General features: G+C 43.2%; 21 protein-coding genes. 14 read left to right on the top strand and 7 right to left on the bottom strand.

From position 1 onward, the window contains the following. Window positions 1-455: 455 nt before the first annotated feature. Together Q4A84_RS10640 and groL are read left to right on the top strand one after the other, a co-directional pair. Window positions 456-743, top strand: coding sequence for a co-chaperone GroES (locus tag Q4A84_RS10640; RefSeq protein ID WP_303088911.1), 288 nt, complete (start codon window positions 456-458; stop codon window positions 741-743). A gap of 87 nt (window positions 744-830) precedes the next feature. Further along, a complete protein-coding gene (gene groL, locus Q4A84_RS10635) occupies window positions 831-2,471 on the top strand; it encodes a chaperonin GroEL (RefSeq protein ID WP_303088910.1) in 1,641 nt (546 codons plus the stop codon). An 84-nt stretch (window positions 2,472-2,555) separates the two neighbouring features. Here the strand turns inward: groL and Q4A84_RS10630 are convergent, their stop codons facing one another. The 5 genes from Q4A84_RS10630 to Q4A84_RS10610 are packed head-to-tail and all read right to left on the bottom strand — an operon-like array spanning window position 2,556 to window position 5,356. Further along, entirely contained in the window at window positions 2,556-3,311 is a 756-nt protein-coding gene (locus tag Q4A84_RS10630) for a peptidylprolyl isomerase (protein WP_303088909.1), read from the bottom strand. A 32-nt stretch (window positions 3,312-3,343) separates the two neighbouring features. Continuing rightward, window positions 3,344-4,216: a peptidyl-prolyl cis-trans isomerase gene (locus Q4A84_RS10625; protein ID WP_303088908.1), complete on the bottom strand. Its 873-nt coding sequence runs from the start codon at window positions 4,214-4,216 to the stop codon at window positions 3,344-3,346. 29 nt (window positions 4,217-4,245) lie between these two features. Then, window positions 4,246-4,515, bottom strand: coding sequence for a BolA family transcriptional regulator (locus Q4A84_RS10620; protein ID WP_303088907.1), 270 nt, complete (start codon window positions 4,513-4,515; stop codon window positions 4,246-4,248). Next, window positions 4,515-4,811 (bottom strand): YciI family protein, encoded by a 297-nt coding sequence (locus Q4A84_RS10615; protein WP_303088906.1) that lies wholly within the window; start codon window positions 4,809-4,811, stop codon window positions 4,515-4,517. Before Q4A84_RS10615 ends, Q4A84_RS10620 begins: the two co-directional genes overlap by 1 nt. Further along, window positions 4,808-5,356, bottom strand: coding sequence for a septation protein A (locus Q4A84_RS10610; RefSeq protein ID WP_303088905.1), 549 nt, complete (start codon window positions 5,354-5,356; stop codon window positions 4,808-4,810). The genes Q4A84_RS10615 and Q4A84_RS10610 overlap by 4 nt, the downstream gene beginning before the upstream one ends. Window positions 5,357-5,634: 278 nt before the next feature. On the opposite strand from Q4A84_RS10610, the gene Q4A84_RS10605 reads away from it, so the two are divergent. The 6 genes from Q4A84_RS10605 to Q4A84_RS10580 all read left to right on the top strand — a co-directional run bounded on the left by Q4A84_RS10605 (window position 5,635) and on the right by Q4A84_RS10580 (window position 12,255). Then, window positions 5,635-7,431 (top strand): FimV/HubP family polar landmark protein, encoded by a 1,797-nt coding sequence (locus Q4A84_RS10605; protein ID WP_303088904.1) that lies wholly within the window; start codon window positions 5,635-5,637, stop codon window positions 7,429-7,431. A gap of 131 nt (window positions 7,432-7,562) precedes the next feature. Then, complete coding sequence (gene truA, locus Q4A84_RS10600) at window positions 7,563-8,363, top strand: tRNA pseudouridine(38-40) synthase TruA (RefSeq protein ID WP_303088903.1); 801 nt, start codon at window positions 7,563-7,565, stop codon at window positions 8,361-8,363. Between the two features lie 275 nt (window positions 8,364-8,638). Further along, entirely contained in the window at window positions 8,639-9,388 is a 750-nt protein-coding gene (locus Q4A84_RS10595) for a Nif3-like dinuclear metal center hexameric protein (protein ID WP_303088902.1), read from the top strand. A 121-nt stretch (window positions 9,389-9,509) separates the two neighbouring features. Continuing rightward, window positions 9,510-10,094 carry a ubiquinol-cytochrome c reductase iron-sulfur subunit gene (petA, locus tag Q4A84_RS10590; RefSeq protein ID WP_303088901.1) on the top strand — a complete coding sequence of 195 codons (585 nt, stop codon included), beginning with the start codon at window positions 9,510-9,512 and terminating at the stop codon, window positions 10,092-10,094. 12 nt (window positions 10,095-10,106) lie between these two features. Beyond that, a complete protein-coding gene (locus Q4A84_RS10585; protein ID WP_303088900.1) occupies window positions 10,107-11,456 on the top strand; it encodes a cytochrome bc complex cytochrome b subunit in 1,350 nt (449 codons plus the stop codon). A gap of 13 nt (window positions 11,457-11,469) precedes the next feature. Next, on the top strand, window positions 11,470-12,255 hold the full coding sequence (locus tag Q4A84_RS10580) for a cytochrome c1 (protein WP_303088899.1): 786 nt from the start codon (window positions 11,470-11,472) through the stop codon (window positions 12,253-12,255). Window positions 12,256-12,473: 218 nt separating this feature from the next. Here the strand turns inward: Q4A84_RS10580 and Q4A84_RS10575 are convergent, their stop codons facing one another. Continuing rightward, window positions 12,474-13,463, bottom strand: a complete 990-nt coding sequence (locus Q4A84_RS10575; RefSeq protein ID WP_303088898.1) for a L,D-transpeptidase — start codon at window positions 13,461-13,463, stop codon at window positions 12,474-12,476. 153 nt (window positions 13,464-13,616) lie between these two features. On the opposite strand from Q4A84_RS10575, the gene rlmD reads away from it, so the two are divergent. The 6 genes from rlmD (at window position 13,617) to Q4A84_RS10545 (ending at window position 19,335) form a co-directional block, all read left to right on the top strand. Continuing rightward, the gene (rlmD, locus tag Q4A84_RS10570) at window positions 13,617-14,942 is read left to right on the top strand and encodes a 23S rRNA (uracil(1939)-C(5))-methyltransferase RlmD (protein ID WP_303088897.1); all 1,326 of its coding nucleotides are present in this window, start codon (window positions 13,617-13,619) and stop codon (window positions 14,940-14,942) included. Window positions 14,943-15,105: 163 nt separating this feature from the next. Then, window positions 15,106-16,542, top strand: coding sequence for a M48 family metallopeptidase (locus tag Q4A84_RS10565; RefSeq protein ID WP_303088896.1), 1,437 nt, complete (start codon window positions 15,106-15,108; stop codon window positions 16,540-16,542). 17 nt (window positions 16,543-16,559) lie between these two features. Further along, window positions 16,560-17,678, top strand: coding sequence for a response regulator (locus tag Q4A84_RS10560; protein ID WP_303088895.1), 1,119 nt, complete (start codon window positions 16,560-16,562; stop codon window positions 17,676-17,678). A gap of 11 nt (window positions 17,679-17,689) precedes the next feature. Continuing rightward, the gene (locus Q4A84_RS10555; protein WP_303088894.1) at window positions 17,690-18,226 is read left to right on the top strand and encodes an ATP/GTP-binding protein; all 537 of its coding nucleotides are present in this window, start codon (window positions 17,690-17,692) and stop codon (window positions 18,224-18,226) included. Between the two features lie 2 nt (window positions 18,227-18,228). After that, complete coding sequence (locus Q4A84_RS10550) at window positions 18,229-18,858, top strand: peptidase M23 (RefSeq protein ID WP_303088893.1); 630 nt, start codon at window positions 18,229-18,231, stop codon at window positions 18,856-18,858. A gap of 114 nt (window positions 18,859-18,972) precedes the next feature. Then, window positions 18,973-19,335 carry a roadblock/LC7 domain-containing protein gene (locus tag Q4A84_RS10545; protein WP_009117308.1) on the top strand — a complete coding sequence of 121 codons (363 nt, stop codon included), beginning with the start codon at window positions 18,973-18,975 and terminating at the stop codon, window positions 19,333-19,335. A gap of 365 nt (window positions 19,336-19,700) precedes the next feature. On the opposite strand, the gene gdhA is transcribed toward Q4A84_RS10545, so the two are convergent. Continuing rightward, a complete protein-coding gene (gene gdhA / locus Q4A84_RS10540) occupies window positions 19,701-21,041 on the bottom strand; it encodes an NADP-specific glutamate dehydrogenase (RefSeq protein WP_303088892.1) in 1,341 nt (446 codons plus the stop codon). Window positions 21,042-21,286: the final 245 nt, after the last annotated feature.

Genomic DNA, 21,286 nt, shown 5'->3' with positions numbered 1-21,286 from the left:
TTATGCCAAACGGCCTGATTAGGTATTGCAGCCGTTATGCAATGAAAAAGAAGGTAATGTTTTTTATTATATAAAATTGAGAAGCATTTGCAATTATTATTTGATAATAGTTTAATAAAATTTTGAATGATGAGCCTTTGTTGAAAAAACGATAAGAATTAATATTTTTGATGATGTCATAATTTATCGAATTAGGTTGAATAATTAATTTCGATAATAATGATAGGTATTGTTTAAGATGCTAAGTTGATTAGGCTTGCTTGGATGGAAATATAAATGAAACAAACGGGTATCGTGTTTTTGAGAGTATCAGCGATGCCTGTCTGGAAAAATCAGATATTCCCCTCTTGAATTTATAGCTTATAAACCTTATTTAGTTTATTGTTAAAAAGAGGTTTGTTTTGTATTTAGCAAAACAAACGGTTATGAAATTGAAAATTTATGGAGATAGTTTTATGGGTATCCGTCCTTTACATGACCGTGTGGTCGTCAAACGTTTGGAAGCTGAAGAGAAAACCGCATCCGGCATCGTTTTACCAGGTTCTGCCGCCGAGAAGCCTGATATGGGCGAAGTGATTGCGGTTGGTGCGGGTAAAGTGGGCCGTGATGGAAACCGACGCGTGCTGGATGTAAAAGTCGGCGACAAAATTATTTTCGGTAAATACAGCGGTCAAAGCGTTAAAGTGGATGGCGAAGAATTGCTGGTAATGCGTGAAGAAGACATCTTCGGTATTGTGGAATAAACCCCTATGCCTGTCGGACAAACACAATCTTTGGTCTTTCAGACAGGCATTTTAAGATTTAATCGATTTATTTTGGAGAACTGAATAATGGCAGCAAAAGACGTACAATTCGGCACAGAAGTGCGCCAAAAAATGGTCAAAGGTGTGAACGTATTGGCCGATGCGGTTAAGGTAACTTTAGGCCCGAAAGGCCGTAATGTGGTGCTTGACCGTTCATTCGGCGGCCCGCACATCACCAAAGATGGTGTGACTGTTGCTAAAGAAGTTGAGCTGAAAGACAAATTTGAAAATATGGGCGCGCAAATGTTGAAAGAAGTGGCGTCCAAAACCAACGATGTGGCCGGTGACGGCACGACTACGGCTACCGTTCTGGCTCAAGCTATTGTGGCCGAAGGCATGAAATACGTTACCGCCGGTATGAATCCGACCGATCTGAAGCGCGGTATCGACAAAGCGGTTACCGCATTGGTAGGCGAGCTGAAAAACATTGCCAAACCTTGCGATACTTCCAAGGAAATCGCTCAAGTAGGTTCGATTTCTGCCAACTCTGACGAACAAGTCGGCGCGATTATTGCCGAAGCGATGGAAAAAGTAGGCAAAGAAGGCGTGATTACTGTTGAAGACGGTAAATCGTTGGAAAACGAATTGGATGTGGTAGAAGGCATGCAGTTTGACCGTGGTTATTTGTCTCCTTATTTTATCAACGATCCGGAAAAACAAATTGCCGGTCTGGATACGCCGTTTGTTTTGTTGTTTGACAAGAAAATCAGCAATATCCGTGATTTGTTGCCGGTGTTAGAGCAAGTGGCTAAAGCTAGCCGTCCGTTGTTGATTATTGCGGAAGATGTGGAAGGTGAGGCCTTGGCTACTTTGGTGGTGAACAACATCCGCGGTATTCTGAAAACCGTTGCGGTGAAAGCCCCCGGTTTCGGCGACCGCCGCAAAGCCATGTTGCAAGACATCGCCATCTTAACCGGCGGTACGGTTATTTCCGATGAAGTGGGCTTGTCTTTGGAAAAAGCGACCTTGGAAGACTTGGGTCAAGCCAAACGCATTGAAATCGGCAAAGAAAATACCACTATCATTGATGGTTTCGGCGATGCAAGCCTGATCGAAGCGCGTGTAGCGGAAATTCGCCAGCAAATCGAAGTGGCTACCAGCGATTACGATAAAGAGAAACTGCAAGAACGTGTGGCTAAATTGGCCGGCGGTGTTGCTGTGATTAAAGTCGGCGCTGCAACCGAAGTGGAAATGAAAGAGAAGAAAGACCGTGTGGAAGATGCGCTGCATGCTACCCGTGCTGCGGTTGAAGAAGGTATCGTAGCCGGTGGTGGCGTTGCTTTGTTGCGTGCCCGCGCTACTTTGGAAAAACTGCATACCGGTAATGCTGATCAGGATGCCGGCGTGCAAATCGTGTTGCGTGCCGTAGAATCTCCATTGCGCCAAATTGTGAAAAATGCCGGCGGCGAGCCGAGCGTGGTCGTGAACAATGTATTGGAAGGCAAAGGCAACTACGGTTACAATGCCGGTAACGACACTTATGGCGATATGCTGGAAATGGGCGTGCTTGATCCTGCTAAAGTAACCCGTTCCGCGCTGCAACACGCCGCATCTATCGCTGGTTTGATGCTGACTACTGATTGCATGATTGCCGAGATCCCGGAAGACAAACCTGCTATGCCGGATATGGGCGGTATGGGTGGAATGGGCGGCATGGGCATGATGTAATGCCTGTCTGAAACCATTTGGTTCTTTCAATAAAAAGCCTGTCTGAAACTTTTCAGACAGGCTTTTTCTATGATAATGCAGCGTTTAAGGGTTGATGCCGTTGCTTTTTAAGAGCTGCATAATTTGCTCTTGTACTTTTTGTTGCTTGGCTTGGCTGATAAGCTGGTTTTTAATTTGCTCGAACGGAGGCACTTGGGGATTTCGACCTTCCGCCGCCAGTTTAACCAGATAGAATTTTCCATTAAGTGTAATTGGCTCTTTGGTTACTTCACCGCGTGCCATGGTTGAAATTATTTTGCCGATTTCAGGGTCAAGATCTTGAGGGCTGATAAATGAATCGGTGCTTTTGCTTTGTTTCGGGTAGCGTTTGACCAAATCGTCAAAGCTCAGGCCTTTAAGCAGTAACTCTTGAGCTGCTTTGGCTTCGGCAGGCGTATCAAATATAACTTGCTGAATTTTTACCGTTTTGGCTATCTGGTCGTACAATTTCCGCACGTCACTTTCATCGATTTCCGCTTTTTTCTCAAGATATTCCGTATAGGCGTTGGCGTAAACTTCGGCTTCCAGGTTTTTTAACTGAGCTTGTATGGCTGAATCTTTATTCAAGCCGTTTTTAATGGCTTCATTTTTCAAAACTTCCATAATTTGCACGCGCTGGGTGGCAACTTTTCGGATTTCGGCCCCATCGATATTACCCGGTTGGGCTTGCGGATTTTGCTCCGCTTGTTTCAGCAAGAGAGTCGACATGCTGTCAATGCGTGCTTTGTCGATTGTGGGTGCGGCCAATGCCATGCTCGTCAGAGCGAGGCCTAGTGAGGTTAATAATACTTTCGTTTTCATAATGTTTAATATTCTTTAAAAATAAAGGAGCCTTATTTGGCAGGTTGAATCTTGGCTTTTTGCATCAAACCATCTACGGCTTGCGTGATACGGCCTTCTTGCAACTGACCGGCCAAACGAGGTTTTATTTGCTCAAATGGCGGTATGGTAACGTTTCGTTTGTCATTGATATAAAAGATAGCGTAGGTACCGTTATTGCCCTGAAGCGGAGGCTCGGTGTAAGCACCTTTACGCAAGCTGTTAACGGCTTGATAAACAGGCGGATTGGCCTGTTGTAAATCTTTCAAAGGGATATAGGAGTTTGAAATGCCGCCTGATTTTTTTGCGTTCGGATTGGTGGAATATTTGGCTGCCACATCTTTGAAGCTTTTCTTGGCTTTTAATTCGCCAATGGCTTTTTTGGCATCAGCGCCGTTATTCGTGATGATTTCACCCAATTGGACTTCCTGGGTATTTTTATAATAGTTACTTAATTTGCTATAAGCCTGTTTTAAATCGGATTCGCTAACCGGATTTTTTTGCGTTAAATCGGCAAAATAGGCTTGGTTAAGTAAATCGGTTTCATAAAGAGCCCATTCTTGTTGGAAAGAAGGCTGTTTGTCGGCTCCTTCTTTTTTAGCAGCCGCACGCGCTTGTTCGATTGCTTGCTTAAACTCAGCACCTTGATCCAATTTGAGTTTTTTCGCTTCTTGAGCAACAACCGTACTTACTGCTAAACGACGGGTAACTTCATTGCGAAGTTCCGGGCTGTCGGGAAGTTGACCGTTGTTTTGTTGTTGAAGGTTTTTCACAACGACGTCTATGGTGGCGCTGTCGATTGCCGTGCCGTTAACCGTAACAATGGTCTGGGCCATCAGATTGGCGGATAATAAAGCGAGTAAGGCGGTTAAGTAGGTTTTTTTCATAATAAATCATGCTTTCATGTAATTGAGAATTAAGAAAAATATTCGTCGGGTGTTAATGTACGCATGCTTAAGGCATGGATTAGGCCCTGGGTAAATAAGTCTTGCAGGGTTTCTTTAACTTTTCTATGACGATGCAACAGGGAAAGCTGCTCAAAATGCTTGCTTACCACAACTATCGAATAATGCCCGCCGCCACGATTGCCGGCATGGCCTGCATGTAGATGGCTGTCGTCTTGGAATTCGAATACTTGGGGCTCCAAGATTTGCAAGCGACTTTGAATGGCTTCTTTCATATCCATTATTTGAATACGGCTTTGAACGGTTTGATCAATACTTCTTCATAGACGCCTGCCTCTACATAAGGATCGGCTTCTGCCCATGCTTGGGCTTCATCCAAGCTCTCGAACTGGGCAATAATCAGGCTGCCTGAAAAACGTTCGGCGTTTTCGGGCAAGGGGTTAGGGCCGGCGGTTAATAAATCGCCTTGTGCCTGTAGCTTTTCCAAGCGTGCAAGATGGGCAGGGCGCGCTTTCATGCGCGCTTCATGCGTATTTTCGCCATCGGTTGCCAAAAGCATAAAATATTGCTTGTTCATTGTTTGTTCTCCTGAGAAATATGGCGGCTGAGATAAAAGCCTTGTATCAATACGAAAGCTATCGTTAGGCTGGTTGAACCGTACATTTTGTACTTAACCCAAATCAACTCTTTTTCGAGTGTGAAAGGGTAAGCCACTGCTAGATTGATAATGCCCATGATGAAAAGAAACCCTATCCACATATAAGTCAAACGAACCCACACCTCATCAGGAAGGGTTAATTCTTTACCCATGAGTTTTTTCAAACCGTTTTTTTTCATCAGGTGGCTGACGGCAATCGTAATAGCACTTGCCCAAAACAGCAAAGTCGGCTTCCACATAATGAAAGCACGATCTTTGAAAATAATGGTAGCCCCGCCAAATACGACAATTAAAATTAAACTAACCCATTGTATGGTATCTAGTTTTCGGTATTTAGCCCATGCGAAAGCCGCTTGAATTATACCGATAATCAAAGCGACGGTAGTTGCCCAAATAATGTTTTTGGTAAAAGTGTAGGTAATGAAAAATAAGATAACGGCGATTAGGTCGCTTAAAATTTTCATGGTGTTGCGAGATGGCTTTGCGAATAAACGGCTATCATAGCAGAGTCAGGTAGATTGTAGTATCAAGATATGTTAAGGCAATATGAAACAGTACACTGTTTGGATGGAATGGTGCAGATTGAAAAATGGTTCCGTTTGGTAGTTGACGTAGCGTTTAGGTTGCAATAAGTTATTTAAAATGAGTAAAGATACAGGTTTGTTTGGCAAAAAAGGCTAATCATCTATATCATATAGGGTAACTTATACGTATTGTCGTCAAATTTCCCGCAGTATTTGTTATGAATGCTGCACAATGTATTATGAGAGATAACTTTAGGGGGCAAGTTTTGAAAATTAACAGCCGTATCAAACTGATTGTATTAGCCGTTTCTATGATTGTTTCATTTGGTGCTGTAGCAGCCCCGGAAGCAAACGCATCGAATGAGTCTGTTAAGCAGCAAGAAGAGGGGCAATATATTGTTCGGCAGGGGGAGACTGTTGCTCATATTGCAGCCCGTATCCGTCCGGACAATATGAGTTTGAAGGAAACCATTCGGGCTCTAGTTAAAGCCAATCCTAAGGTATTCAGAAACGGAAATATTAATTTTATCCGAGTGGGTGATGTATTAGTCATTCCCGCTGCGCCCGAGTCTTCTAAAGCAGATAACCAGGCTGCCGGAAATGAAAAAACAGTAATGCCGACAGATAATACAGGCGCTACTCAAGCGAAGCCAACTCAACAGGCAAACCCGACTGAACAACCGAAAACAGTCAAACCGATAAAAGAGCTAGAAATTTCTTCAGGTAAAGCAACTGGAGAGAAAAAAACTGAAGTTAATGTTGAGCAAGGTAAAGCTAACTCAACTGATGGAAAAGAACAAAAACAAGATGACGTATCTGCTTCTGCGCCGAACTCGGCGGGACATGAAGCGGGGTCATCTGTCTCTGCAGAGGCTTCCAATGTTGGGCATGAAGAAAAAAGCAGTTCGTCTTTAATTTGGATTATTTTGGCGGCTATTGGTTTGCTGGCATTATTTATCTTTAATAAGATGAAAGATGCTAAGCAAGAGGCTGGCGTAGTTGATTCGAATGAGGCGGAGCCCGTAGAAAAAGCGGCTGTTAACGTGGAAACTGCCGTTGCTCAATCAGCCAAAGAAGAAGACGGCCTTTTCTTTAATGATGTTGCGGAAGCCAAAACACCGGAAGAAGCGCCTGCTGGTAATGTTGATATTGATTTAAGCTCGTTGGATGACCAGGTGGGCATTGTTAGCAGTGCTGTTACCAATGATGAAGAAACCAATAAGCGTCGTGATGCAAACTGGGATGAGATTGAATCTACCGACAGTATTTATGAAGAAGAGCCCAAATCTGCCAGTGTTGAAAATGATGATGTAGTCGAAGTTGATGTGGTTGAAGCGGAAGAGATTCAGTCTGCCATGGCAGAAGAACATCAAGATGCTCCACTAGAGTTTGATTTGTCTGAGGATTCGACAGAATCTAAAACAGAAACTGCTCATGTTGAAGAGCCCGTTGCTGAAGAAGAAGTTGCATCAGTTGAACAAGAGCAAGAGTCTTCTGTTGTAGAGGTGGCAGCTGAAGAAGAAAAGGTGGAAGAACCCGTTCAAGTGGAACCTGCTGTTGAAGAAGTTGCTCCTGAGCTGGAAGCAGTTGAAGAAAATATCGCAGAACTGGAAGTGGTTGAAACCCAGCAGGTACCTGAGCAAGCGCCCGAATCTGTTACTGAGGATGTGAAGTTGGAAGAATCCTCGGAGGAGCTTGACCAATCGGCATTTGCTTCTGTGCAGGATAATACGGAAGAGCGCGAGGATTTCTTAGATACGCATATTACCGAGGCAGGTGATGATACTGTTATCGAATGGGATAGCGTTCAAATTGATGGTAACAATGAAGAAGTCGGATTCGTTTCGGAATCTGTTGGGATGACCGCGCCACTGGAAGCTAAATATGAGTTGGCTCAGATGTATATTGAAATCGGTGATCCTGAGGCTGCTCGTGAAACATTGAATGAATTAGTGGAAGAGGCCAGCGGTGAAATTTTGGCCAAGTCTAAAGCATTGTTGGCAGAGTTGGGATAATGCCTGTCTGAAAATAATGGTTTTGAGAAAAGCCCGAGCGTGATACTCGGGCTTTTTGTGTGTGGGTAATCGGTGCTGCTGGTTGGGTTGAATGAGTGTGTTGATTATGAGTGAAACCATGGTTGATTAATATGGAAAAGCAACAACGTTGGTTATTGATATTGTCTTATGATGGCAGTCGATTTTTCGGCTGGCAAAAACAAACGTCCGATGTTTTAACGGTGCAAGCCGTTTTGGAAGATGCGCTGAGCCGAATAGCAGGTGAATCAATTAATGTGGTGGCAGCCGGGCGCACGGATACAGGCGTTCATGCAACAGGGCAAGTTGTCCACTTTGATACGACTGCCATTCGTTCTGAGCAGGCTTGGATACGCGGTGTCAATGCGTATTTACCGGAGGGAGTGGCGGTGTTGTGTGCGAAGAGGGCTCATCCTCGGTTTCATGCACGATTTGATGCTTCGGGTAGGCGCTACCGTTATGTTTTGCAGTCTTCTGCGGTACGCTCGCCATTATTGATTGGAAAGGCTGGGTGGACACATCGAGCATTGGATATCGTATTGATGCAGACTGCGGCAGCTTGTTTGGAGGGAGAACATGATTTTTCCAGTTTTCGAGCATCACAGTGTCAGGCGAAATCTCCGATTAAAACACTTTACAGTATACGGCTGAGCGGCACGCCTTCTTTAATGGCATTGGATTTGCATGGGAATGCTTTTCTCCACCATATGGTGCGCAATATTATGGGCGCTTTGGTGTATGTGGGGTGTGGGAAATTGAGCGTGCAGGATTTTTCAGATTTGTTGGTTGAGAAAAGTCGTTTGAAAGCACCGCCGACCTTTATGCCGGACGGCCTATATCTTACCGGCGTGGATTATCCTGAACATTGGGGTGTGGAAGCACCTTTGGTACCCGATTGGTTATGGTCGCCGTGAGTTTAACGAGAAACAAAAAGCCTGTCTGAAAAACATTTCTTTTCAGACAGGCTTTTTGTTTCTTTAGGCGTTGCCCATTTCATATGCGATCGTTGAAAAGAAGGAAGAATAAAGTAAAACGCATATTGCAAAATCATAACGGTTAAGTGACTAGCTGGGGGCGGTAAAGTCAGCTTATTTGGTAAGATAAAGAGTAACAAGGTAAAATATAACATTTCAGGTAGGCATTCATTTTCATTTTGTGAGAGCCTGTCATTAAATGAAAGGAGCTTTTGATGACTACTTGCCAAGAAATTGTGAACTGGTGCGACCAAATCCTTCAAGTTTCGGCATTTAACGATTATGCCCCGAATGGCTTGCAGGTTGAAGGAAGGAATGAGGTAGCCACTATTGTAACTTCGGTCACTGCCAGCTTGGCTGCGATTGAATATGCAGTGGAGAAGTCAGCCGATATGTTACTGGTGCATCACGGCATGTTTTGGAAAAACGAGCCTGTTACGATTACAGGGTGGAAAAAAACGCGCATTGCAACATTGTTGCAACATCAAATCAATATGGTTGGTTATCATTTACCGTTGGATGCCCATCCGGAATTGGGTAATAACGCACAGCTCGCCAAGCGTATGGGATGGCTTACGGAACGTCAAACAGGTGATCAGAATCTGTTGAATATCGGATGCCTGCCTAAAACCCAATCGTTAAATGTTTTGGCGGCCACTTTGTCTGAAAAATTAGGAAGAGAGCCTATTGTGATTGGTAATAATTTTAAAGAAATCAATAAAATAGCATGGTGCACAGGTGGTGCTCAAGGCTTCTTTCATCAAGCTATTAATGAAGGTGTCGATGCGTATATCACAGGAGAAATTTCAGAAGCACAATATCATCTGGCTAATGAAACAGGCGTAGCATTTATCAGTGCCGGGCATCATGCCACAGAACGTTATGGCGTACAGGCTTTGGGCGGTGCCCTCGAAAAACGCTTTCCCGTTAAGCTTTACTACTTTGACGAACTAAATCCTGCTTAAAATCAAAGTTTACTATAAAACTTTACGTTAATTTAAATAATACTTTAAGGGAACAAGAAAAATCGGTTAGAATTACACAGTTTAATGGCTCGGTATTCCCAAAAATTAGGATGACTGAATAATGGATAATAAAGAAATTAACACAAGCCGCCGCCGATTCTTAACGTTAGCCACTGCCGGAGCAGGCGGTGTTGCCGCCGTTGGTGTGGTTACGCCTTTGCTAGCTAGCTTTTTTCCTTCGGAGAAAGCGAAAGCCGCAGGTGCGCCCGTAGAAATCGACGTGAGCAAGATTGAAGCAGGTCAGCTGACAACAGCAGAATGGCAAGGCAAACCAATTTGGGTTGTCAATCGCACAGAGCAGCAGCTAAAAGACTTACCCACGCTAGACAGTGCCTTAACTGATCCGAATTCAACTGATGATCATCAGCCGGAATATTGTAAAAACCCGTTGCGATCCATCAAACCAAACATTTGGGTAGCCATCGGCATTTGTACTCATCTGGGCTGTTCGCCAACTTTCCGTCCTGATATTGCTCCGGCCGATTTGGGGCCGAACTGGAAGGGAGGCTTTTTCTGCCCCTGTCACGGTTCCAAATTCGATTTGGCCGGCCGTGTCTTCAAAGGTGTTCCCGCACCAACCAATCTCATTATTCCCCCCTACAAATACCTGTCCGACACCACTATTCTGGTCGGCGAAGATAAATAAAGGGACTAAATCATGGCAAACCAAACCAATAATGAAAAACAATCATTGTTAGGCTGGGTGGACGCACGTTTCCCTTTGTCTAAAATGATGAAAGAGCACGTAACCGAGTATTACGCGCCGAAAAACTTCAACTTCTGGTATTTCTTCGGTTCATTGGCCATGCTGGTGCTGGTGATTCAAATTGTCAGCGGCATTTTTCTGACCATGAACTATAAGCCAGATGGTAACCTGAATTCCTATCATATGCCTGCTGCTTTTACGGCAGTGGAATACATTATGCGCGACGTTTCCGGAGGCTGGATTATCCGTTATATGCACTCGACCGGAGCGTCCATGTTTTTCATCGTTGTTTATTTACATATGTTCCGTGGATTGATTTATGGTTCATTCAAGAAACCGCGGGAATTAGTATGGGTTTTCGGTTCTCTGATTTTCTTGGCCTTGATGGCAGAAGCATTTATGGGGTATTTGTTGCCATGGGGTCAGATGTCGTTTTGGGGTGCTCAGGTAATTATTAACTTATTCGGTGCGATTCCTGTTATCGGTCCAGATTTGTCAACCTGGATACGTGGCGACTTCAACGTTTCGGATGTAACGCTTAATCGATTTTTTGCCTTGCATGTGATCGCGGTTCCTTTGGTTCTGCTAGGATTAGTTGTTGCTCACTTGATTGCTTTGCATGAAGTCGGCTCCAATAATCCGGACGGCGTAGAAATTAAAAAACTGAAAGATGAAAACGGTATTCCGTTGGATGGCATCCCGTTTCATCCTTATTACACTGTAAAAGATATCTTAGGTGTGGTAGTGTTTTTGATTGTATTTTGCGCAGTTATGTTTTTTGCGCCGGAAGGCGGCGGTTATTTCCTGGAAGCGCCTAACTTTGACCCCGCAAATCCTTTGAAAACGCCAGCCCACATTGCGCCGGTATGGTATTTCACTCCTTTCTACGCTATTTTGCGTGCCATTCCTTCATTTTTCGGTACTCAGGTTTGGGGTGTGATTGGTATGGGTGCTGCCGTCGTGTTGATTGCATTGTTGCCGTGGCTTGATCGTTCTCCTGTGAAATCTGTACGCTATCGCGGCCCAATTTTCAAAACCATGTTGGTATTGTTTATTATTTCCTTCATTGGTTTGGGAATTCTCGGTGCGTTGGTTGCTTCTGATACTCGTACTATCGTGGCGCGTATTTTGTCCGTCGTCTATTTTGTATTCTTTTTAGGCATGCCGTTTTACACTAAGTTGGATAAAAACCGACCAGTTCCTGAACGTGTAACAATGAGTACGGGTAAACAGAAAATTATGTTTTTCGTTTACGCCATTATTACCATTGCAGGTGCTTACCTGTTTGCAACTAATATTTGATGAGGGCGGCAAAATGAAAAAAACCTTGAAAAGCTGGTTTGCTGCCTTGTTATTGGCAGCTCCGATGAGTATGGCATTAGCTAATTCTGGGCATTATCCTAAAGTTGATATCGATTTAGGGGATGAAGTGGCATTGCAGCGCGGTGCACAAATCTTCACCAATTACTGCCTATCTTGTCATTCTGCAACGGGAATGCGTTTTAACCGTTTGCAAGATATTGGTTTGACTGAAGATCAAATCAAAACAAATCTGATGTTTACCACTGATAAGATAGGTAATGTGATGCAATCGGCTATGAAGCCTACGGATGCTAAAAAATGGTTTGGAGCAGAGCCGCCAGACTTAACATTGATTGCACGTTCGCGCGGAGCAGATTATTTATATGCTTATTTGCGTGGATTCTATAGAGATCCGACTCGCCCGACTGGTTGGAATAACGTTGTGTTTGATAAGGTAGGTATGCCGCATCCTTTGTGGGAGCAACAAGGTATCAGAGCCGTCGAACTAGATGCCAAAGGTCAGCCCGTTTGGGAGAAAGATGAACACGGCGTTTCAGTTCCTAAACTTTATTGGCAATCTACCGGTTTACACAGTCGTCGTACACCCGATGGCAAAGTGATTGATAAGGAATTCGATAACTATGCAAAAGATTTGGTAACATACTTGGTCTATATGGGAGAACCAGCCCAGCAAAAACGTAAGCAGTTAGGTTATGTTGTTATGATTTTCTTATTTGCAATAATGCTGCCATTGGCATATTTCTTGAAGAAAGAATACTGGAAAGACGTGCATCATTAATTGATATATTAAGATTAAGAAATAAGAAAGCGGAACACAAAGTCCGCTTTTTTTATTTTACAGCTTCTCTCTAAAATGTTATCTAAGTGTTTTGCATAACTTAAATTGTTTCAAGGAGGAGCTTTTTCATTTTTTACTTAAAATATACTATGATTATCTAGATATATTGTTTGAAATGAATTGATTTTAGACAGGCATTTGATTTGGTTATTGCCGAATTAAAACAGATTCTGCGTACCATCGTCATCTTCTTGTCTATACCCTGAAGCGGGTGACAGAGGATGATAATTGTCTGGTTCTGGTGCAGTGACAGGTGCACTGGATGCGAAAGGGTTGGCATTGGCCGGCACATCTGCGTCGATTTCAATTTCGCTGCCATCAGGCAGTACTTGGTTTTGCTGAGGAGCGGGTTTGGGCGGAGGTGCGACTGTTTTGCTTAGTTCGCCAGAACCACTGGTCCAGGCGAGTGATTTGAGTATATCGGGTGCTTTACCGCTTTTTGAACCGCAGGTAATGCAGTTGGGTGAGCCGGTTTTGTTTTTCAAAATGATGGCTACTCGTTTTGTATGTACGGTTTTACCGTGTGCTTTTGCCCAAGCATTGATGCTGGCTTGCAGCGCCTTGGTGTCCAGATTTTTTTGGTTATAAGGGTCGCGGAAGGCGGCGAGCCAGAGGTTATTATTGGCATCGGCATTGAGCGAAGCCATTTGGTAAATTACGTCAACGGGCGAGCCGGAGCTGATGGTTTTGGCAAATTCTAGGGCGTCCGGTGATTTCATGCGTACGCAACCGTGGCTGCGTATGCCGGGAACGCTGGCCGGTGCGTTGGTGCCGTGGATGCCCAAGCCAAGTTTTGGGTCGCCCAGACGAACAAATACCGGACCCAATGGGTTATTAGGCCCCGGAGGAATGGCTGTCTGCCCGTTTTTCATTTCTTTCTGGATGGATTTAGGGATGTGCCAGGTCGGGTTGTAAGCTTTTACGCCGATAAGATGGCGCCCTAAATTGGTTTGGGTGCTTGCTTTGCCTACGGCGACGGGATAGATTTTGGTCAGCTTGCCGTCGGTATAAAGAAACAATCTTTGCTGGGGGATATTGATAACGACATGCTGGCCTGTTGAATAAGGTTGCGCATCGGGAACGGGCGTGTTGGCTGTAGCGATGCTGCTGAATGTGGTAATAAGCAGGCCTAATCCGGTTTTGTTCATTTTATTATCTATGTGTATTCGTGTTATGGTTAATAATCAAAGTGTTTTGCGGAGTACGCAAAGTAAGAAATCATACCGCATTTTCAGTTGTTTTGTGAGAAAATATCCGCTTTTCGGCCATAGTTGTTGTAAGGGTGTATAAGGCTATTTTGTATGAGGGAACGTGTGGATAATAATAGAGCGCTGGTTTTTGCTATTGATTATGAAGGGCGCGGCGTGGCGAAAGTGGATGGCAAAACGGTTTTTATTCGAGGTGCGTTGCCATATGAAGAGGTCGAGTTCCGTGTAGTACGTAGTAAAAAGCATTTCGATGAGGCGGAAGTGACTGAGATTCACACGCCTTCGTCGGATCGTGTGGAGCCGAAGTGTCGGCATTTCGGAGAGTGTGGCGGATGCGTGTTGCAACATGCTTCGGCAGAGGCCCAAGTGGCCTATAAGCAGAGAATCATGGAGGAGCAGCTGCTGCATATAGGTAAAGTGAAACCGGAGCATATCTTACCGCCTATTTATGCTCAACCATGGGGCTACAGGCATCGAGCACGATTAAGTGTGAAGAGAAAATCTGCAGGTAGGGTGATGCTGGGCTTTAAATCTCGTCGTAGTAATGAAGTTGTGGATTTGACCATGTGTCCGGTTCTACCTCAAAAAATTGATCGGCTGTTTGATCCGTTGCGTCATTTGTTGCAAAGTTTATCGCCGGAAGCAGAAATAGAAGCGGTAGAATTTTTGGTAGGGGAGGCAGTAACTGTTTTGAATATCTGTTCAGTAAAAAGCCTGTCTGAAAAAGATTTGCAACGTTTGAAAAAATTTTCAGATGAGTTTTTATCGTGTGGAGCGGAGCCATGGCAGATTTGGTTGCAAGTTCGAAAAGCAAAAGCTCGACCGTTTTATCCGAAAAACATGCCGGATCTGTTTTATACTTTGTCTGAATTTGATATAAAAATGCCCTTTAGACCAGGTGATTTTACGCAGATTAATCAGGATGTAAATGCTTTAATGATTTCTCGAGCGATGAGAATGCTTGGGCCTCATGCAGAGGAAAGAATCGGAGATTTATTTTGTGGACTGGGTAATTTTACGCTTCCTCTTGCAAAAACCGGCGCTCAGGTGTTGGGGATTGAGGGGGCTGATTATTTGGTTGACCGTGCTGTTAAAAGCGCAGAAGTCAACGGTTGTTCAGAGAATACGTATTTTGAAGTGGCAGATTTATTCACTACTAAGGAAGCAACCGTTGCCCGTTGGGGTAAATTAGATAAAATGCTGTTGGATCCGCCGAGAAGTGGTGCTTATGAGGTTGTTAAAGCGCTGCAAGGGCAATTTATGCCTGAGCGGATAGTGTATGTTTCCTGCAATCCTGCAACATTTGCAAGGGATGCAAATGTAATAATTAAAAAAGGTTATAAATTCAAAGAGGTAGGTGTTATGAATATGTTTCCACAAACGGCACATGTTGAGTCCGTCGGTCTTTTTTTGAGATAATCGGTATTATTTAGGGTAAAGAAATATTTGTCAAATGACTGGTATGGGTAAGTCATGTTATTATCCAAACCTAAGGAATCAACAGCCTGTAAATATTATTCAGATGTAATTATTTTGAAAAATTAGATATTTATGGGCTTATTGTATATATCGGGAGAGTTTCTTGAATTACTCGCTGTTAATAGGACTATTGGGTGCGCTGGTGGTGGTAGCCCTTTTTGTGCGCTTAAAGCAAAACAAAGCGGGAGACAAGCTTGCGGCAAAACCGTCGGCAAAGCGTAGCCAAACCGATGGGCAACCGGCCGAAGAATGGCTGGATATGGTCAGCCAATCTGTCGAGGAGACAGATGATCAAGATTGGGAATGGGATGCGGGTGGCATTGATCCTAGTGCAACTTCTGTTTCTGCTAAAGAAGTCGACCCATTGACCGAATATCAGGTCTATAAGCAATTCGGTTATGAAGACAAAGCCGCTGCGTCATTAGCTGGGTATTTAAATAATATGGAAGGCAGTGCACCTGAAAAATTGGTGCATGAATTGGCCAATCTGAGTTTGAGTACAGGTAATATAGATTTGCTTGCAACTACCTTAGACAAACATGCTGATATTTTACCCAAAGACAGTTTGTCGGGTTATGTGCGAGAAGGTCTAATGCAAGACTCAAACAACTTGTCTTTGCGCGTAGTTGCAGAGAGTAAGTTGAATTGGGGCATGAAAGAAGTGGCACATCAAATTGGAGAACAAACCGGTTTGGGTGCTGATGATTCATCTTATTCAAAGTCATCCGGTTCCAATATTTCTGGTTCTGCGTTGTCTTCGGAAAAACGCATTTCGAGGCGTAGTGCGATTGTGGTTGCCAAAGGTTCCCAAGATTTACGCGACTTGTCTAATGAAGAGATGAGCGCAGTGATGAGTTTTGTTAAGCCGGAACGCAGCACCAAAATCCTGCAAAATCAGATTGGTTATGAAACAGCATTACAACAATATAACCGTGCGATTCAAAAATCGGAAAAACCTGCTGCGCTTATCATCGACGCGCTTAAATTAGATTACCAACACCATGAAGTTGAGCAGTTCGCAGGGCATCTATGGAAGCTATATTATTCTTTAGGATCTTACGGACGCCAAGTAAAAGAGCGCATGCTTGGCTGGGGATATAGTTTGGGTCAACATGAGTTATTTGATGATCTTGAAAAAGGGCCGTCAGAGCAGAAAATTCGTGAAATTGGTTTGGCTAAAGGTTATTTACAACCTTCGAAACGTCAATTGAAAGCCCGTTATCGCGATTTGGTATTGCAAAATGATTCTGTGGATAACGGAAATATGTCTCCGGCAGATATGGCAATTAAAGAAGTGGAATCTCTACTGATGTATGGTCAGTTGGATCAGGCTATGGATACATTGGAGCAAGCAGTGCTGCAATATCCGGAGGAATCCCAACTTTATATTATGCTATTTGATTTGTATGAGCGATCAGAAGACTGGGATCGTTTGGAGAAGTTCGTCAGGTTGTTGAGAGAACGAGCACCAAATTTACCGGAAGAGGTAGTGTTGGCGATGAGCCGTTTGTTGCAACGTGTTAATGAAATTTCTAAATAACGATAAGAGTACCGATAATGGATAGTCTGTTACCGAAAGTCAAAACAGTACGGGTTATGCTAAAGGATTTTAGTGAGCAACAGAGCGCTATTTTCCGAATGGCATTCAAAATGCACAATACGACCAATTATGAAATTGTTGAATATGGTGCGGACCAGAAACCGGATATGGTTCTAGTGGATGTAGATACTCAACGGGGTATGCTGCCTTGGCACGAATCTCGTCAACAATATGGTGATATTCCAGTAGTTGTGTTTTCATCTGAAAAACCTATTTTAACGGCGCCCTATCTGGCAAAACCTGTTAAGTTTGATACCCTTTTTCCTACCTTGCGGAGTTTGGTTCAAGGAGGAAATGTTTATGAAGCGAAGCCTGAAGAAGCTGCCAAGCCCGCTTCGACGCATTCGTCGAATGAACATAGAAAAGCGACCATTAAACGTTTCAATCCTCAGAGTGGCTTGTTAGGTGCTTTAAAGATGGCGAGCGCCCGTCAGCAGGATACGGCTGTATTAAATAACGGAAAACCTATTTTGATTGTTTTTCCCACTATTCAACGTGTATTATTAACAGTTGGCGCTGATGAGTTGGAACGCATGTGTAAAGACGACAGTCTTGAAGTCGTATGCAAAGCGGTTCCTGATAATCCGCAATGGAAAGATAAAGCGAAAGTGACCATTATGTCTTGTTTGTGGCAAATGGCGATTTGGACGGCTCAGGGTCGTTTGGTTTATCCATTGACGCCACAGACCGTTTTTACATTGAAACGATGGCCTAATTTGACGCGACTGGCTCCGGTTCCCGAGTCGATGCGATTATCTGCTTTTTTGACTAAAACATCGGTTAATTTGAACGTCTTATATAAAGTTATGCCCTTAGACATGTCGGATATTTTAAATTATATCGCGGCAACTTATGTCACGGGGTTTCTGGCAACGGATAATGAGTTTACTGTTGCGCAACAAACTCAGACTAGTGCATCTGCCCATACACCGGATGTATCTGCGAGTATGAATGTAAACAGTAATGATGTTACAGATAAGAAAATGTCAAGCGATGCAGAGCGTGCTGCCAGTGGTTCTAAAGAACAGCCGAGGGGTTTACTGAACCGATTGATGCGTAAACTGATTGGTAAATGAGGAGTTTGTAAGTGATTGAAAATAAAATTATATTTACTGGTCCGGTTGGGGTGGGTAAAACAACGGCAATAAGTGCATTATCAGATGATCCTCCTGTTCAAACGGATGCGCGTGCTTCTGATATGACATTAGTGCGTAAAGGCTATACAACAGTAGCTATGGATTATGGCGTCATTCGATTGGATGAAGAAACTAAGGTTCATTTGTATGGGACTCCGGGACAAGAACGTTTCAATTTTATGTGGACCATTTTAAGTAAAGGGAGTATGGGACTGGTGTTACTATTAGATAATACTCGAACTAACCCTCTAAAAGATCTTAATTTTTTCTTAGATGCATTTAAGGATTTGTTGAAAACAGCGCCATTGGTAGTGGGCGTAACCAAAATGGATGTCCGTTCTTTGCCAAGTATAGAGGTTTATCAGAAATATTTGGCGCAGAATAATTTTAATGTTCCTGTTTTTGAAATTGATGCCCGCCAAGAAGATGACGTGAAACAATTGGTAAGTGCGATGTTGTTCTCTATTGATCCGGGTTTAGAGGTATAAGAATGGACACAACTCTTTCTTTACAAGCAAATTTATATCCAAGAATTACACCTGCTGGTGCCTATTATGCTGTTTCAAACAATACAGCAAGCGCTAGCCGTACTTTGCTCCATGGTCTGTTAAAGGCAAATGCCGATGAATTGATTAGTGCCGAAAAATTGCTTGCATGGTCTGATACAAGTGATATTAATATAGCGCTCAATCTGTTGTATCGTTTGCAGCGTCTAGAATTTCTATATGGGGACGAGTTGCCTTCAGTAGATAATGCTTACTTGGCGGACGAGCAGCTTCCTGAGTTATTAGGTAGGTTATCGAATGTGGGTAAGGCTCTATTGGCAGACCAAAATGGTTTATACTTTGCCAACGCAGGATTCCATCATGAAACTGCTGAAGAAGTAGGTATTTTGGCAAGTGAAGTGGTTGCGGTGGGTGAACGTCACCAATTGCTGTTGAAAAATAATCTGAATATCCATCATACGGCATGGGGGATTTGTGATCCTTCAGGTCAGACGGAATTGACTTTTTTTCCGTTGTATATTGGAAAAAATAAATTGATTTTAGTAATTGGAGGTGCTCCTGATTTGAATCAAGAAGCTTTTGTTTCTTTAATTAAAGCATTGAGCAATCGTTAATATAACTTATTAAAGCAGCTCATTAATCATTTATTTAAATGAATAATGAATTTTAGCTACTGTGGGAAAACGAAAAGACAGTTAGCTGCTTATACTAAATGAATTGGAAGAAATATGCGCGAACAACTTTTGATGTCTGTATTGAGTGATTTAAATGCAACCTCTGTAGATATTATTGCATCTGCTGTCATTTCAACGGACGGCCTGCCGATTGCAACATTGATGCCTAAAACATTGGATCAAGACAGAGTAGGTGCTATGTCTGCAACTTTGTTGGCTCTGGGTAGCCATGCCGCCGGAGAATTGGCTTGTGGTGAATTAGACCAAGTTATGGTTAAAGGCAAAACAGGTTATATCTTGTTGAATCAAGCGGGTTCCGATGCTGTTTTGACTTTGATGGCCAAAGAGAGTGGAAAATTAGGTTTGATTCTACTAGACGCTAAGCGGGCCGCAAAGCATATAGCAGATATCCTTTGAGTAAATCAAGTATAGAAACATTACTTGCGATCAACCTAGCATATTGGAATGCTAGGTTTTTTTGCGCGAGAATATAAAAGGCTGTTGATTTATTGGGATTTCAGATTGTATTAGTGGAAACTTGCCGTATGGTGACCATATCTTTTAACTGTTACGAGAATTGTTTTAAATTGGATATCGAGTATTAAAGCAATGTTTTTATAACAGTCTAAAAGTAGTTAAACCGAAAATTTTTGAAGTTTGAAAATAAAAACAAGTTTACCCCGAATAGAGTGGTGTGAAATTCTCATTCGTGGGATTGAGTCAAAAAATAGGCCGCTTAAATTGATTTATTTAAGCGGCTTTAAAATAGTCGAAAGATTTGATTATACGACGCCTTGCGCGAGCATGGCTTCAGCTACTTTTTTAAAGCCAGCAATGTTGGCGCCGTTTACATAATTTATATAGTTGTGCTCACGGCCGTTGGCCACACAGTTTTCATGGATATTTTCCATAATTCCAAACAGACGTTGGTCAACTTCTTCTCGAGACCAAGACAGCCGGATGTGGTTTTGGCTCATTTCCAAACCGGAGGTGGCCACCCCCCCAGCGTTAGAGGCTTTTCCTGGGGCATATAGGATTTTTGCTTTAACAAATGCTTCAACCGCACCCAAAGTAGAGGGCATATTAGCTCCTTCGGCGACACAAATGCAGCCGTTGGATAATAAAGTGTTTGCATCGCTTTCTTCCAGTTCATTTTGAGTGGCACAGGGAAGAGCGATATCGCATGGAACATTCCATGGTTTTTGGTCTGCGAAGTACGGTAGCCCTTGCTCTTGAGCATAAACAGCCAGGCGTTCGCGTCGGATTTCTTTAAGTTCGATTAAAGCGGTTAGTTGGGCTTCGGTCATGCCATTATCAGTGAATTTCACAAAACCATTGGAATCGGAGACCGTTAATACTTTTGCTCCTAATTGGATGGCTTTTTCTGCTGCATACTGCGCGACGTTACCGGCGCCTGAAATCAAAACTTTTTTACCGGAAATGCTATCGCTTTTTGTTTTCAGCATATTTTCTGCGAAGTAAACGGTACCATAGCCGGTGGCTTCTGGCCGGATGAGGCTGCCTCCGTAGGCTAAGCCTTTTCCTGTAAGCACTGAGGTAAATTCATTCCGGATACGTTTATATTGACCGAAAAGATACCCGATTTCACGGCCTCCAACGCCGATATCACCTGCAGGTACGTCAGTGTCGGCACCAATATGGCGGCATAGTTCGGTCATAAATGCTTGGCAGAAGCGCATTACTTCGCCGTCACTCTTGCCTTTAGGGTCAAAATCAGAACCACCTTTGCCACCGCCCATCGGTAGAGTTGTTAATGCGTTTTTAAATACTTGTTCGAACGCTAAGAATTTTAAGATGCCTAAATCTACCGTAGGATGGAAGCGTAAACCACCTTTGTAGGGCCCGATGGCTGAATTCATTTGTATCCGGTAACCTCGGTTTACCTGTGTTTGTCCTTTATCGTCTACCCAAGCAATACGAAACATAATGACTCTTTCAGGCTCAACGATTCGTTCTAATAAACCATATTGCGTATATTTAGGATTTTTTTCTAAAAAAGGTGCCAGGCTATTGAATACTTCTTCAACAGCTTGGTGGAATACGGGTTGGTTGGGATCACGTTTTTTGATTTGTTCGAATAGGCGGCTCAGAGTTGCAGACATGGGGTTCTCCAATGAAGATGAGGAATATCAATTTATTAGCAGATCCAATGGTTTTAAGACAGTAAGCTGAAAGCGGGGCAATATGAGAAAAAGGTATCACAGCGCTGGAAAGCAAACTGAAGGGTTGGGAACTGCAATGAAGATGTTATTGGAAGATAATATAAACGGCTTCCATGTCTTTGCCAAGAGAAAATTAGGCAAGAAAATAATAATTTCCTTTCATGAAATTAATATTTTTGAAATTT

It is taken from the genome of Neisseria sp., assembly GCF_030527965.1.
GTDB lineage: Bacteria > Pseudomonadota > Gammaproteobacteria > Burkholderiales > Neisseriaceae > Neisseria.
Note: the sequence above shows the minus strand (reverse complement) of the source record. Positions and strands in the feature narration are given on the sequence as shown.

What these genes read in the sequence shown, in the direction of transcription:
- Q4A84_RS10630 (WP_303088909.1), bottom strand. Translation starts at nt 3,311, where the DNA reads ATGAAAACGAAAGTATTATTAACCTCACTAGGCCTCGCTCTGACGAGC.
- Q4A84_RS10640 (WP_303088911.1), top strand. Translation starts at nt 456, where the DNA reads ATGGGTATCCGTCCTTTACATGACCGTGTGGTCGTCAAACGTTTGGAA.
- truA (WP_303088903.1), top strand. Translation starts at nt 7,563, where the DNA reads ATGGAAAAGCAACAACGTTGGTTATTGATATTGTCTTATGATGGCAGT.
- Q4A84_RS10595 (WP_303088902.1), top strand. Translation starts at nt 8,639, where the DNA reads ATGACTACTTGCCAAGAAATTGTGAACTGGTGCGACCAAATCCTTCAA.
- Q4A84_RS10625 (WP_303088908.1), bottom strand. Translation starts at nt 4,216, where the DNA reads ATGAAAAAAACCTACTTAACCGCCTTACTCGCTTTATTATCCGCCAAT.
- Q4A84_RS10560 (WP_303088895.1), top strand. Translation starts at nt 16,560, where the DNA reads ATGGATAGTCTGTTACCGAAAGTCAAAACAGTACGGGTTATGCTAAAG.
- Q4A84_RS10610 (WP_303088905.1), bottom strand. Translation starts at nt 5,356, where the DNA reads ATGAAAATTTTAAGCGACCTAATCGCCGTTATCTTATTTTTCATTACC.
- Q4A84_RS10575 (WP_303088898.1), bottom strand. Translation starts at nt 13,463, where the DNA reads ATGAACAAAACCGGATTAGGCCTGCTTATTACCACATTCAGCAGCATC.
- Q4A84_RS10605 (WP_303088904.1), top strand. Translation starts at nt 5,635, where the DNA reads ATGAATGCTGCACAATGTATTATGAGAGATAACTTTAGGGGGCAAGTT.
- Q4A84_RS10580 (WP_303088899.1), top strand. Translation starts at nt 11,470, where the DNA reads ATGAAAAAAACCTTGAAAAGCTGGTTTGCTGCCTTGTTATTGGCAGCT.
- gdhA (WP_303088892.1), bottom strand. Translation starts at nt 21,041, where the DNA reads ATGTCTGCAACTCTGAGCCGCCTATTCGAACAAATCAAAAAACGTGAT.
- Q4A84_RS10615 (WP_303088906.1), bottom strand. Translation starts at nt 4,811, where the DNA reads ATGAACAAGCAATATTTTATGCTTTTGGCAACCGATGGCGAAAATACG.
- rlmD (WP_303088897.1), top strand. Translation starts at nt 13,617, where the DNA reads ATGAGGGAACGTGTGGATAATAATAGAGCGCTGGTTTTTGCTATTGAT.
- Q4A84_RS10620 (WP_303088907.1), bottom strand. Translation starts at nt 4,515, where the DNA reads ATGGATATGAAAGAAGCCATTCAAAGTCGCTTGCAAATCTTGGAGCCC.
- petA (WP_303088901.1), top strand. Translation starts at nt 9,510, where the DNA reads ATGGATAATAAAGAAATTAACACAAGCCGCCGCCGATTCTTAACGTTA.
- Q4A84_RS10545 (WP_009117308.1), top strand. Translation starts at nt 18,973, where the DNA reads ATGCGCGAACAACTTTTGATGTCTGTATTGAGTGATTTAAATGCAACC.
- Q4A84_RS10585 (WP_303088900.1), top strand. Translation starts at nt 10,107, where the DNA reads ATGGCAAACCAAACCAATAATGAAAAACAATCATTGTTAGGCTGGGTG.
- Q4A84_RS10550 (WP_303088893.1), top strand. Translation starts at nt 18,229, where the DNA reads ATGGACACAACTCTTTCTTTACAAGCAAATTTATATCCAAGAATTACA.
- groL (WP_303088910.1), top strand. Translation starts at nt 831, where the DNA reads ATGGCAGCAAAAGACGTACAATTCGGCACAGAAGTGCGCCAAAAAATG.